Source organism: Corynebacterium sp. LaCa_205, from assembly GCF_057458085.1.
In genome coordinates, this window is the sequence record NZ_CP190931.1 from 2,331,994 (window position 1) to 2,344,886 (window position 12,893).

Below are 12,893 nucleotides of genomic sequence, written 5' to 3' on the forward strand. Positions count from 1 at the left end.
ACTTATACCTCGTTTTGGGTGGGTCGGGCGGATCCTGCGCGTACCAAAATGTCATTGGCCTCACGGTCAGTTACCGCAGCTTCTGCTTCAAGTTCGGCCTGGGTGTGGGCCTTGAATTGGGATACCTCGCGCTCCTTGTCGGCGTCGCTCCAGCCCAGCAGCGGTGCTACAAAATCAGCAACGGCCGGGGCGGCATTTACGCCGCGGTCACCAAACTCGATGGCGATACGCAGACGGCGGGACAGGATGTCCTCCAAGTGCAATGCACCCTCGTGGGTGACGGCGTAGCGGACCTCGGCCCACAGGTAGGACTCTGCACCTGGCACTGGCTCGAGCAGGGAGGCGTCCTCAGTAGCTGGCGCTAGGACCTCGCCCAGCAAAGAGCCATAGCGGCCGAGCAGGTGCTCAATGAACTTCTCGCTCAGGTTGTAGCGACGGGCCAGAGATGGGACTTGGTTAGCTAGAGCATGGTAGCCAGCGGCACCCAGGATCGGGGTTTGCTCGGTGATGGACTCTGGGACCTTGGTACCCAGTTCCTTCACCGCCAGGTCCACGGCATCCTTACCGATGACGCGGTACGTGGTGTACTTACCGCCGGCGACAGAGACCATGCCTGGGGCCACGCGTGCGACGGCGTGGTTGCGGGAAAGGTTGGTGGTGGAATCGGACTTGCCGGACAGCAGCGGGCGCAGGCCGGAGTAGACACCCACGATGTCATCGCGGGTGATCTGGCGGCGTACGCGCTGGTTTACCTGGTCCAGAATGTAGTCAATATCGGACTTGGTTGGTGCCGGATCTGGCAAGGAGAGACCCTTTTCCCAATCGGTATCGGTGGTACCGATAATCCAGTACTCGCCCCACGGGATAACGAAGAGGACGGACTTTTCGGTGACGAAGCACAGGGCTGCCTCTGCATCGAGCGCATCCTTCGGTACGACGATGTGCACGCCCTTCGAGGCGTGCACGGTGAACTTGCCCTCCACGCCGGCCATCTCTTGAATCTTGTCATTCCACACACCGGTGGCATTGATAAAGACCTTGCCGCGCACGGTGGTCTCGCGGCCGGTGGCGGTATCGCGAACCTTCGCGCCTACGATGCGGCCGCCGCGGTCCTTGTCAAAGCCAATGACCTCGGTATTGGTACGTACATCGGCACCATACTCGGCGGCGGTACGCAGCACGGTCATGGTATGGCGGGCGTCATCCACGAGGGTGTCGTAGTAGCGCACGCCGCCCACAATGGCATCATCCTTCAGGCCCGGGGTCACCTTCAGCACGCCCTTACGGGTCAAGTGCTTCTGCATTGGCACGCTCTTCGATCCGCCCATGAGGTCATAGAGCGTAAATCCACCGAACATCATGACGCGCTCCCATACATGGTGGGTCAGCGGGAAGATGAACTTCAACGGCTTCACCAGGTGAGGTGCCAGGGTAGACATGTTGAGCTCGCGCTCCTTGAGGGACTCTGCCACGAGGCGGAAGTCAAACATTGCCAGGTAGCGCAGGCCACCGTGGAACATCTTGGAGGAGCGGGAAGAGGTACCTGCGGCGAAGTCGCGTGCCTCAATGACGGCGGTCTTCAGACCGCGGGTGGCGGCATCCGCTGCCGCACCGGCGCCTACGGAACCGCCACCAATAATGACTACGTCGTAGTCCTCATCTGCGTACCCGTTCCATAGATTTTCAAAGTATTCAGGGTTAAAGGATTGATTGCTTTGCTGGATCATTACTGACCGCATCTCCTTCCTTGGTGCTTGCATGTGCCTGGGCCATTGGTCCGTGAATGAGATGGCATAAGCACAGCTAAAAGCAGGTAATTATGGGTTCGGTGGAAAGTATCGCACCGGGGCTACAGAGACTTCATCTCCTAAAATATATGTTAGGGGCCACCGACTTGAGTTACACATGTGGTTACTCACACGTAAGTTTCAGGCCCGTAAGCAGTCAGTTTCCTTAAAATACTTAGACTTCCAAAAAGAAAACCACCCCCTCGCGGGGGTGTAAAGCGGACGAAAAACTGTCGCTATTTCTTCGCTAAACGTGCCATCGCCTCGAGTACCTCTGACATTCCGGCCTTTTCTGCCGAGTAGGTTACCGCTTGAGCACCCTTAACCACCTCTATCGGGGCAGTTTCCAAAGCCACCACCGGCATCCACTCAAGGAAGTCCTCATCCCCCGGCTCATTTGCAAAGACTAGAGTCTCTTCCGGCTCATCCTGCAGATCCTCTAGGATGCGCTCCACGCCTTGTGCCGCACTGGCGGCAGTAACGGACATTGCTGCAGCATCGAGGCGTGGCTGTGCAACATCCTCATCAATGACAATGGTCCACACGGCTTGCGGGACATCCACATCGCCCGCGGGCGATACCACTATGAGAACTTCGGCCGCCGGGTAGATATCCGCAAAAGCCTTGCGCAACCGCGGGGTCAGTGCCCCATCCTCCCAATTCAGCGCACTACTGTGCGCTACCACCACACGCGGGATGGAGGAGAATTGAGCCTTCATGCGGTGCGGCAGGCGCGAGACGATAAGCCGGGATTGGGTAGCTGCTGCCAAAAGGCCCTGCTCAGCTTTAGAACCGGCCCAAATCTCTTTGCTGCTGGCGGTAATGGAAGCCTGGGTTTGCGCCACATCAGATTTCAGTTGCGCCATAACATCCGCGACCTTATCGCGGCCTTCATCCAAACCACGTGTTGCCTCTTCCACCACGGCGTTCAGATTGGCTTTGATCCAATCCAAAGTCTCTGGGGCGGTGCGCGCCTTAGTCTTGGGCGCATCCTCTTCATCCCCCTTGGCGGCGGCCATGCGGTTGCGCACTAGGTCAACCGTGGTGACGGATACGCGTTCTTTAAGCCCCACCAGATCATCACGTAGCCGGCGTACGCGGTGGCGCTCAGTTTCTACTTCAGCATCCCGCTCCTCCGCTTCTTCGAGGGTGGGAGCGCCGCCGCCCTTGCGGGCGGGCACCCAATAATCGCCCGCTGGCATGGGGCCAAATTCAGCTTCGTACTGTTCCCATAGCCCTTCCAAAGCCTCTTGCATTCGGCGCCTAATCTCCGCGGTATCGGCTTCCGCATCACCAGTGGGATAGTACGGTTCTAGGGCAGTGATAAAGACTGGAGTCTTCGTCCGTCCCAGATTCTTTTTATGCCCCTTGGTCCACAGGCGCTGGGAGCCGAAGATGACCTGCGGGATTACCGGCACCCCAGCCTCATAGGCGATACGGGAGGCACCACTTTTCATGCTGCGGATTTCGAAGCTGCGGGAAATCGTGCCTTCAGAAAACACCCCGACAAGTTCGCCCTCTTTAGCGAGCCGAACCGCCTGCCGCATTGAGGCATTGCCATCGATGCGATCAACTGGCACATGGTGCATGGCCTTGAGCAAGGGACCCGCTAGTGGGGCTTTAAAGATGCCAGCCTTTGCCAAGAAGCGCACGAGGCGCTTTTTGCGGTAAGCCAAAAAGGCCCCGAAGAGGAAGTCCATGTAGCCGGTGTGGTTACAGACCAACACCGCGCCGCCTTCATCGGGGATATTTTCTTCACCCGAAAGGCGCATTTTTAATCCCTGCGCCAGAGTCACCCCCCTACCAATGTGAGTGATCTGGCGATACAGGAAATTCGTCGCAGCGTTCATAACTCTCCAGGACGACGGCGGACTTACTGCGGGGTGAGGACATCCTTGCCCACGAAGGGGCGCAGGGCCTCAGGGACAACGACAGAGCCGTCGGCCTGCTGGTGGTTTTCCAAGATAGCAACTAGCCAGCGAGTAGTCGCCAGGGTGCCGTTCAAGGTAGCTGCGGTCTGGGTCTTGCCATTCTCGTCACGGTAACGGGTGGACAGGCGGCGAGCCTGGAAGGTGGTGCAGTTCGAGGTGGAAGTCAGCTCGCGGTAGGTGCCTTGGGTAGGAACCCAAGCCTCATTGTCGAACTTGCGGGCCGCCGAAGAACCGAGATCGCCACCGGCAATGTCGATGGTGCGGTAGGGCAGCTCCATGGCTTCAAGCATGTCCTTTTCCATGGATAGAAGGCGCTGGTGCATTTCCTCCGCATCTTCAGGCTTGCAGTAAACGAACATCTCCAGCTTGTCGAATTGGTGGACGCGCAGGATGCCGCGAGTGTCCTTACCGTGGGAGCCGGCCTCGCGGCGGAAGCAGGAGGACCAGCCAGCGTACTGCAGCGGACCGTTAGAAAGGTCGATAATCTCATCCTTGTGGTAGCCGGCAAGGGCCACCTCAGAGGTACCGACTAGGTACATATCATCGGCTGGGAGGTAGTACACCTCATCGGAGTGCTGTCCCAGGAACCCGGTGCCGGACATAATGTCTGGGCGAACTAGAACTGGCGGAATCATTAGCTTGAAACCAGCTTCGCGCGCCTTCTGTGCTGCAAGCATAAGCATTCCCAACTGGAGGAAGGCACCGTCACCAGTGAGGTAGTAGAAGCGAGCTCCACCTACCTTAGCGCCACGCTTGACATCGATAAGGCCCAGGGACTCGCCCAGCTCAAGGTGATCTTTCGGTTCGAAGTCGAACTCAGGAATCTGGCCGACCTCTTCCATCACCACGAAGTCATCTTCGCCGCCGGCTGGGGCGCCTTCAACCACGTTATCCAGCTTGTACTGCAGCTCTTCCACCTTGGCCTCAGCGGCAGACTGTGCCTCTTCCGCTTCCTTGACCTTGGCCTTCAGCTCATTGGAGCCCTCTAGCAAAGCCGGGCGCTCTTCCGGGGAGGCCTGGCCGATCTTCTTGCCAAAAGCCTTCTGCTCGGAGCGCAGTTCGTCGGCCTTTTGAATAGCAGCACGGCGCTGCTCATCAGCTTCCAAGAGCTGGTCTACGAGGGAGGGATCCTCACCTCGATTCACCTGGGAAGCACGGACAACGTCAGGGTTTTCGCGGAGTAGCTTGAGATCAATCACGAATGTAAGTTTAGCGTATTGACAACACCTTGCGGTGGTAATAACCAGCGAATTACCATGGAGTTATGTCCGCCGTTCAGCTCCCCGCCCGCACTATTACGGACGGCCCCGTTCCAAAACACGCCCAATTGCACGATATCCTCGAAGAATTGTGCCGCACGACCCTCAAACCCGGCGATACCCTCCCCGGCGAAAGGCTCCTTGAAGAGACCTACGGGGTGTCACGTATCACAGTACGCCGCGCCATCGGTGATCTCGTCGCGGCCGGAAAATTGCGCCGCATCCGCGGTAAGGGCACCTTCGTGGCCCCCAATCCCCTAGTCTCCCGGCTCCACCTGGCCTCATTTTCAGATGAGATGGGCGCCCAAGACGTCACCGCCTCTTCTAAAATCCTTACTAGCGGCCGCAGTAGCGCCCCAGAGGATGCCGCCATCTTTTTTGATACGCCCGCTAACGCCGAACATATTCACCTGCGCCGCCTGCGCTTGGGCGATGGCGAACCGTACTCCATCGACGATGGCTGGTATAACTCCACGTTCGCGCCCAGCCTTTTGGAAAATGACATCTACAACTCGGTCTACGCCATCCTCGATTCTGTCTTTGATGTCCCCATCACCGATGCGGATCAGACGGTCTCTGCAATATCGGCCGATGCGGACACTGCCCCGCTTCTCGACGTCCCCGTGGGCACCCCGCTGCTCCACATTGTGCGCTACTCCCGCTCGGGCGATAGGCCGGTGGAGTGGTGCTCCTCAGTTTATCGCACCGACCGCTATCGCCTGACTACCCGGGTGGCTAGGGAGAACAGTCTCTAGCCAGCATCCAGGTTAAAAGGTAAGATTAGGGGCCTTATGAAGAAATCACCTGCGTGGCGTTCCGCTGTGGCCGTCCAGATTGTCTTGATTGCGGCAATCGCGGCGGCCGTTTTCATGGGCATCTACGGCGTTATCAGCTCCCAGAAATCGGGCAGCGATGAGACCACCGCTGCCCAGCAGCACGATAGCGGGGATAATTCAGAAACCGCTGCCCCTAAACCGGAACCTTTCACCGCCGCGGCCGCTGGTGCCTGCTTGACGTGGGATATCGCGAAAGATGGCTCCGCCACAGGGTTCAAGGAAGTACCTTGTTCCGAACAGCACCGCTTCGAGGTCTCCAAGACCGAAGACTTAAGTGTGTACCCCACCAGCGAATTCGGACCAGATGCTACTCGCCCGGCACTTACCCGCCAACACCAATTGCGCGATGAGCTGTGCGAATCCGCCACCGTGAACTACCTGCACGGCAAGTGGGATCCCAACGGCAAGTACGACGTAGCATCCATTCTCCCGCCGCAGTCTGCCTGGGATCGCGGCGACCGCACCCTACTCTGTGGCCTGCAAACCACCGATGACCACGGCGTACCGCAGCTTAATCACGGCAACGTAGAAGCCTCCGAGCAGGCCAACCTCACCAAGCCGGGCGAATGCTTGGCCATCGATGACAAGCAGGTTCCACACGTCGTTGAATGCGCTAAGCCGCACCAGATGGAAACCGTATCCGTCATTGATGTGGGCAAGCAGTTCCCTGATGGCTACCCGGATGGCAAGGATATGGACAAATTCCTTTCCGATACCTGCACCGCCGCTACCGAGGACTACCTCGGCGGCGAAGAACAGCTCTATCAATCCACGCTGCAACCGTTCTGGGGTTCTATCACCGAGGCCTCATGGAATGGTGGCACCAAGTCCGTCAATTGCTTCCTCGTGCATGCCCGCGCAGGCGGCGGCTTCTCTGCCATCACCGGTTCCGCTACCGGTGGCCGTCAGGCCCTGACTATCGATGGCAAGCCGCCGGAGGAGCGACCTGAGCGCAATCCGCTGCGCGAGGATAAGGACAATAAGCCAGCGCCCGAATCCGCCGCCCCTGCACCAGCCCCAGCACCCTAATGGTGGAGGTTTCGGAAGAGCGCTTCGATGAAATGGTCAACGAGGCGCTGGATCAGGTCCCCGAGGAATTTGTACGTCGCATGCGCAACCTCGTCATCTTGGTCGAAGATGAAAACCCCGATAACCCGATGCTGCTCGGGCTCTATGAAGGCGTGGCACTGCCCCGCCGCACCTTCGACCACACCGGTTTCTTGCCCGATGCGATCTTCATTTACCGGAAGACGCTGCAGCGCTGGTCCGGCAGCGAGGAAGACCTAGCAGAGCAGGTCAAGGTGACGGTATTTCACGAGCTCGGCCACTATTTTGGCCTCGAGGAAGAGGAGCTGCACCGCCTAGGCTGGGGTTAGAGCTCCGTATCTGCCCAACGGGTCAATGCCCACTGCCCAAAATCCTTGCCGCAGGGCTCCATCACCATGAAGCGGCAATTGGGCAGATAGCCGGTATAGGCAAAGTCGGCATCAACCCCCGTGGCATGCTTGGTGACCACGCGGATGGCCGCGCCGTGGCTGACAAGGATGACATCGTGGTCGTCGGCAAGCTGGCCTGCAATGCCCTCCAGCACCGGCTGGTAGCGCGCCAGCACATCCTCCAGGGTCTCGCCGCCTTCCATGCCGGCGTCCTGCTCGCCATCGCACCAGCCGCGCAGGGCCACCATGTGCGAACGGTGGGCATCCTCGCTGCCGTCCATTTCCCAATCGCCGGCAGAAATCTCGTGCACTCCGGAGATCACGTCCACACGCTGAGAAAACTCGGGCATACCGCGCTCTTGTTCAAAGGCGCGTGCCGCCAGCATCGCAGTCTGCTGAGCGCGCAGGGCAATGGAACATTTAAATTCCACCTCGCGCTCGCCCACCAACTGCGCTAGCTCACGGCCAACCTCCGTGGCTTGGTCGCGCCCGTGCTCAGTAAGCTCGGCCCCAGGCGGGCGGGTATCAAGAAGACGAGAAATATTGGAATAGGTCTGACCATGGCGCAGCAGGATGATTCTTCCGGGCATGCCTCTAGATTATTGGCCCCTGCGTGCCCGCGCTACCCATTCATCCGCCGCGGCAAGATCGCGCGGCGGCCTGCCTGCGGGGGTTGCCGCCGGCCAAGAACCAAGGAAGAGCACGTTCTGCGCCCGCAACCACAATGCCCGGAGCGCCTCTGCCACCGGTTGGTCTTCAATATGCCCAATGAGGTCTACATAGAAACGGTATTCCCCAAAGGCCTCCCGCTTAGGACGCGACTCGATCCGGGAAAGGTCCACCCCACGGTGCGCAAAGTCCTGCAGTGCCCCCACCAGGCTGCCCGGCTCATTAGGCAGGGTGAAGATAACACTCGTGCGATCCTGTCCGGTACGCGCGGTTGGTTTTCCCGGGCGCCCCACCAAAACAAACCGTGTTGCCGCGCCCTTTATATCCGCCACCCCCTGGGCGATGGTCTCCAAGCCAAAGATCTCGGCCGCACGCGCTGGCGCCGCCGCGGCATCAGCGTCCCCACGGGCCACAGCCTCGGCCGCAGCCGCATTGGAGCTAGCCGGCACGAACTCAACCTCCGGCAGGTGTTCTTTTACCCACCCGCGGATTTGTTGGAAAGCCACCGGGTGGGTACTGAGCCGTTTAATATCCTCCGCATCCGGCCGGGTCATGATGCTAAAGGCCACGGGGATATCCACCTCGCGGTAAATCTGCACCGGTTCTCCCTCTACAAGGGCATCAAAGGTGGTGGTTACCGCGCCATCGACGGAATTTTCAATAGCTACGCAGGCATACTCGGCCTGCTCGGCGCGCACCGCGGCCACCGCTTCCGATGGAGAGCCAACCGGCATGGTCTCTACTTCCGGCATATGCGCGGCAAACTTGTGCACGGCCGCTTCCGTAAACGTTCCGGCCGGTCCAAGGAAGGCGATGGTGGTAGTCATGCTCGTCACCTTAGCCCACTAGACTGGTGCCCCATGGACTTTTCCGTAGAACAGCTCCGCGCGGACCTGCGCGGCCTTGCCCCAGAGGAGCATGGTTTTACCTACGTGGATCTGGACCGCAAGCCTTCCGCCTACGGCCGGCTAAGCGGCTGGGTCCTGTCCGCTAAGGATCTCTGCGATGTCCGCGGCATGCCCACTACCTTGGGAAACATCGATCGTACCTACTACCCTGAGCGTAGCGATTCCTTCATAGAGGGCTTGGAAAAGCAGGGTGCGCGCATCATCGGCAAGTCCTCCGCTCCGGAACTTGGCCTGCGTGTAGATACGGAACCGGTGGGCCTGCCCCACCCCGATAATCCCCTCTACCCCGGCTGCACCCCGGGTGGTTCTTCGGGTGGCGCGGCGGTGCAAGTCAGACGAGGATTGCTGCGAGCAGCCCACGCCAGCGATGGCGGCGGATCCATCCGCGTGCCGGCCGCGGCCTGCGGCGTCGTGGGTTTCAAACCGGCGGGTGCGGAGCTGGGCGTGCAGGGCTTTATTACCCGGACCGTGGCAGATAATGCGTTTTTGCATGGGCACCGCATGATCACCCCGCGCGCCCGCATCGGTCTGCTACTGGAGCCGTTGTTCTGCGATGCCAGCGTCGCTGCGCACCACCTCCGCGCCGCCCGCGAGGCCGCCCAGCGCCTACAGGCAGCCGGCTTTCAGGTAGTGCCCATTTCCCCCTACCCTCAGGCTCGGGCTACCTTTGCGCATTTCCGGAATATTTTTACCTCCCGCCTAGCGGAGCTTCACCCAGCAGAAGGCTACGCCGAGTGGATTGCCCAGCAGGGGCGGCGCGTCAGCTCTGCTGAGGTGGCCGCGGCGCGGGCACACGTTCGGCAGCTGCCGGACCTACTGGCCCAAGAGTGGGGCGTAGATGCCATCCTCACCCCGATGCTGACCACGGATCCACCGCGCACCGGATATTTCCTGTCTCTGTCCCATGAGGAGAATTTCGCAGCCCAGACCCAGTGGTCCCCGTGGGGTTCGCTGTTTAATATGGCCCAACTTCCCGCCATTTCCGTGCCGTGGACCATTCCCAATCACCCACCGGTGGGAGTACACCTAGGGGGCATTACGCTTTCCGACGCCTCCCTGCTCGGCCTCGCCCACATCCTGCACCCATGACCAAGTCTCTACGCGCCGAACTGCTCATCGTCCTCACCCTCACCTTTGGTATTTCCGGGGTGCGGGCGGTGTTGAACCTCATCAATTCCTTCGCCTCACCGCAGCGGCTCAATGAGCAATCGGTCACGCTCAACTCCAGCCAGTCCTCTTTAGCCTGGGTGGATATGGGCCTGCAGCTGTGCTCGGCCGCTGTACTCTGCTCCTATGGTGCCTTAGCGCTCTTCCTGCTGGCTAAGGACCATATTTTCCCGCGCGCCTACCGCGCCCGCGACTGGCTGAAGGGGGCAGGGCTTGCCGCACTTATTGGAATTCCGGGACTCGCCCTATATTTCACGTCAGTCCACTTCGGGTGGAGCAAAGAGGTTATCCCCGGCGATTTTGCCAATGCTTGGGTGCACATTCCCGTTTCCCTTTTTAAGGCAGCGGCTAATGCCTTTGCGGAGGAAACCGTGGTGGTGATGTGGTTTATGACGCGCTTGCGCCAGGCCCGTTGGTCCCTGCTGACAATACTTGCCGCGAGCTCTGTCTTGCGCGGTTCTTACCACCTCTACCAAGGAGTTTCTGCTGGATGTGGCAATATCATCATGGGGTTCGTTTATGGCTACTACTACCACCGCACGGGGCGAGTATGGCCGTTAGTCATAGCGCATTTTCTTATCGACGCCGTCGCTTTCGTGGGTTATTCCTTCCTGTGAAAATGCCCTTAGGGGGACGTCGCGAAGCGGGCGAAACTCCCCGCACCTTGTAAGGTATAGCGCATGACTGAATCAGGACGAGATCCGCATAGGGAGGCCCGCCGCGCCGGCGACGGTTCCTCCACTGAATTCGTCCTTGGGGCCGATGGGCGTCCCCTCAAGGATCGATACGGCCGCCCCATTCGACGCCGTTCCTCCGCCCGCCCGACGCCGCGGCGCGTCGAACCGGAACAGCAATCCTTCCGCGCTCCGCAGCCACAGCGGCAGCAACAGCCACCGCGCCGCACCCCACCCCCAACGCCGAGCCGCTACCCGAGTCAATACCGAGCGCAGCAACGCCCACCCCGTCGGACCGAACCCCGACCTGCGCCCCGCCAGCGCCCGCATAGCCGCCGCAAGAAGGTCAATCCGGCCAAGCGCGCCCTCGGTTGTATTGGTATGGCGCTTGTTGTCCTCTTGGTATTCAACCTCGTCTTCATGTTTTGGACCGATGCTCGCCTCACCCGTGTCGAAGCGCTTCCAGAAGACCAAGTGTCTAATACCGCCGGCACCAATTGGTTGCTCGTCGGTTCCGATTCTCGTCAGGGCCTCAGCGAGGAACAGCAGGCCGAACTGGGCACCGGCGGCGATGTAGGTGAAGGCCGTACCGATACCATCATGCTGCTGCACATTCCCCGCACCGGCAAGGCCAAGCTCGTGTCCATTCCGCGCGATAGCTACGTAGAGGTCCCCGGTTTTGGCATGGACAAAATCAATGCCGCCTTTACCTACGGTGGACCGCAGCTACTCGCCCAAACCGTTGAAGGGACAACCGGTCTGCACATCGACCACTATGCCGAAATCGGCATGGGTGGCCTGGCCAATGTGGTCGATTCTGTCGGCGGTGTGGACGTGTGCGTGAAAGAACCCATCAATGACCCGCTCGCCGGCATCGATCTCCAAGACGGCTGCCAAAAGCTCAAGGGACGCGATGCCTTGGGCTACGTGCGCACCCGTGCTACTGCCATGGGTGACCTAGACCGCGTGCAGCGCCAGCGCGAATTCTTCTCCGCTTTGCTGGATAAGGTGGCTTCTCCTGCCACCATTATCAACCCATTCCGCGCCTACTCCTTGGTCAACCACACCGCTTCCTCGTTCATCGTGGGCAACGGTGACCACGTCTGGCATCTTGCCCGCGTGGCGCTTGCCATGGGCTCCGGTGTGGAAACAGAAACCGTCCCCATCGGTGGGTTCCAAGACACCGAGGTAGGCAACGTAGTCCTCTGGGACGAGGAAGCAGCCTCTGGGTTGTGGGATTCCCTCAAATAGGGATCAAAAAATGGCACCTCCGCCACAGGAGGTGCCATTTTTTATGTCTTTAACGCAAGGTCACCTGGCGAGACTTGATGTTTTCGAGCTGCTTGCGCTCATCGGCGCTGAGCTGAGCATCATTAGAAATTTCCTCCTCCAGGGCCTTATCCACGCGGGTGAGGTGGTCCTCATAGGAAGCGTGGTCAACCTCTGGATCCAAGTCAAAGACTGGGGCAATAAGGCCGTGGGTGCGGAAGACACCGGCAAACTTGGTATCTTCACCGAGGTTCAGCTCACCGCGGGCGGCTACGCGTGCCAGCGCATTCAAGAATGCGGATTCATCGTCACTCGGGCGGACCCAACGAATATGGGCCTTGCCACCGCCGGCATTTGCCCAGAAAGCAGCGCCGGTGATGTTCTCGCCCACTTCGTGGGATTCGATGACGGAATCATTAGCTGCGCGTAGGGACTGCGCAATCTGCGGGGTGACCTGTGCACCCTCCGGGATCCACCATTCGAAGTCTTGGTGCACCTGCACGTCGAGGGCTGCGGAGGCGTCGATAAGCTCTTCCAGCTTCGGCTCCGAGCCATCAGCCGCAGTGGATTCCAGGGTGGCGCCAGGCTCATTATTCTTCACCCAGTTGAGGGCAAAGGCGAGGTCGCGGCCCGGGTTATGGGTATGCGACTGTACCTGCAAGCCCACGAAGGCATCGCCGCCAAATTCGGCATCACGAATTAGCGCAGCAGAAGCACCCGGCAAGACGGTGGCTACATATACGTTCTTGTCGCAGCCCTTGACCTCAAGCTTGGCAAAAGCGGAGGGGACGAACTCCTGCATGGCGACCAGGCTGGCCTCTGCAGCAAGTCCACCGTAGGGGCGGGGATCCTTTTCTAGGGCAGCGCGCTCCTTGGCGCGGGCGGCGAGCTTTGCCTGGCGGCGGGACATGCCATCAGGCAGCTGTTCCTTGTTCTTTTTCTTCTTGGCCATGCTTC

The 12,893-nt window shown here is 59.9% G+C and carries 12 protein-coding genes; 6 read left to right on the plus strand and 6 right to left on the minus strand.

From position 1 onward, the window contains the following. Nucleotides 1-2: 2 nt before the first annotated feature. The 3 genes from ACP8J1_RS11120 to serS all read right to left on the minus strand — a co-directional run bounded on the left by ACP8J1_RS11120 (nucleotide 3) and on the right by serS (nucleotide 4,917). Entirely contained in the window at nucleotides 3-1,727 is a 1,725-nt protein-coding gene (locus ACP8J1_RS11120) for a glycerol-3-phosphate dehydrogenase/oxidase (RefSeq protein ID WP_034655573.1), read from the minus strand. A gap of 296 nt (nucleotides 1,728-2,023) precedes the next feature. Next, nucleotides 2,024-3,559, minus strand: a complete 1,536-nt coding sequence (locus ACP8J1_RS11125; protein WP_232212563.1) for a lysophospholipid acyltransferase family protein — start codon at nucleotides 3,557-3,559, stop codon at nucleotides 2,024-2,026. 101 nt (nucleotides 3,560-3,660) lie between these two features. Then, nucleotides 3,661-4,917, minus strand: a complete 1,257-nt coding sequence (serS, locus tag ACP8J1_RS11130; protein WP_023020092.1) for a serine--tRNA ligase — start codon at nucleotides 4,915-4,917, stop codon at nucleotides 3,661-3,663. A 65-nt stretch (nucleotides 4,918-4,982) separates the two neighbouring features. Here serS and ACP8J1_RS11135 point away from each other — a divergent pair, with 65 nt between their 5' ends. The 3 genes from ACP8J1_RS11135 to ACP8J1_RS11145 are packed head-to-tail and all read left to right on the plus strand — an operon-like array spanning nucleotide 4,983 to nucleotide 7,189. Beyond that, complete coding sequence (locus ACP8J1_RS11135) at nucleotides 4,983-5,732, plus strand: GntR family transcriptional regulator (protein WP_023020093.1); 750 nt, start codon at nucleotides 4,983-4,985, stop codon at nucleotides 5,730-5,732. Nucleotides 5,733-5,768: 36 nt separating this feature from the next. After that, on the plus strand, nucleotides 5,769-6,842 hold the full coding sequence (locus tag ACP8J1_RS11140) for a septum formation family protein (RefSeq protein ID WP_023020094.1): 1,074 nt from the start codon (nucleotides 5,769-5,771) through the stop codon (nucleotides 6,840-6,842). After that, on the plus strand, nucleotides 6,842-7,189 hold the full coding sequence (locus tag ACP8J1_RS11145; RefSeq protein ID WP_023020095.1) for a metallopeptidase family protein: 348 nt from the start codon (nucleotides 6,842-6,844) through the stop codon (nucleotides 7,187-7,189). The genes ACP8J1_RS11140 and ACP8J1_RS11145 overlap by 1 nt, the downstream gene beginning before the upstream one ends. On the opposite strand, the gene ACP8J1_RS11150 is transcribed toward ACP8J1_RS11145, so the two are convergent. Further along, nucleotides 7,186-7,839 carry a histidine phosphatase family protein gene (locus tag ACP8J1_RS11150; RefSeq protein ID WP_023020096.1) on the minus strand — a complete coding sequence of 218 codons (654 nt, stop codon included), beginning with the start codon at nucleotides 7,837-7,839 and terminating at the stop codon, nucleotides 7,186-7,188. The genes ACP8J1_RS11145 and ACP8J1_RS11150 overlap by 4 nt on opposite strands. A 9-nt stretch (nucleotides 7,840-7,848) precedes the next feature. After that, nucleotides 7,849-8,745: a prephenate dehydratase gene (gene pheA, locus ACP8J1_RS11155; RefSeq protein WP_023020097.1), complete on the minus strand. Its 897-nt coding sequence runs from the start codon at nucleotides 8,743-8,745 to the stop codon at nucleotides 7,849-7,851. 33 nt (nucleotides 8,746-8,778) lie between these two features. Between pheA and ACP8J1_RS11160 the strand changes: the two genes are divergently transcribed. From ACP8J1_RS11160 to ACP8J1_RS11170, 3 genes are all read left to right on the plus strand, one after another. Next, entirely contained in the window at nucleotides 8,779-9,915 is a 1,137-nt protein-coding gene (locus ACP8J1_RS11160; RefSeq protein WP_023020098.1) for an amidase, read from the plus strand. Then, entirely contained in the window at nucleotides 9,912-10,610 is a 699-nt protein-coding gene (locus tag ACP8J1_RS11165; protein ID WP_486696729.1) for a CPBP family intramembrane glutamic endopeptidase, read from the plus strand. Before ACP8J1_RS11160 ends, ACP8J1_RS11165 begins: the two co-directional genes overlap by 4 nt. A gap of 63 nt (nucleotides 10,611-10,673) precedes the next feature. Continuing rightward, nucleotides 10,674-11,918 (plus strand): LCP family protein, encoded by a 1,245-nt coding sequence (locus tag ACP8J1_RS11170; protein ID WP_023020100.1) that lies wholly within the window; start codon nucleotides 10,674-10,676, stop codon nucleotides 11,916-11,918. A gap of 49 nt (nucleotides 11,919-11,967) precedes the next feature. Here the strand turns inward: ACP8J1_RS11170 and ACP8J1_RS11175 are convergent, their stop codons facing one another. Then, entirely contained in the window at nucleotides 11,968-12,888 is a 921-nt protein-coding gene (locus tag ACP8J1_RS11175; RefSeq protein ID WP_023020101.1) for a DUF5926 family protein, read from the minus strand. Nucleotides 12,889-12,893 lie beyond the last annotated feature (5 nt).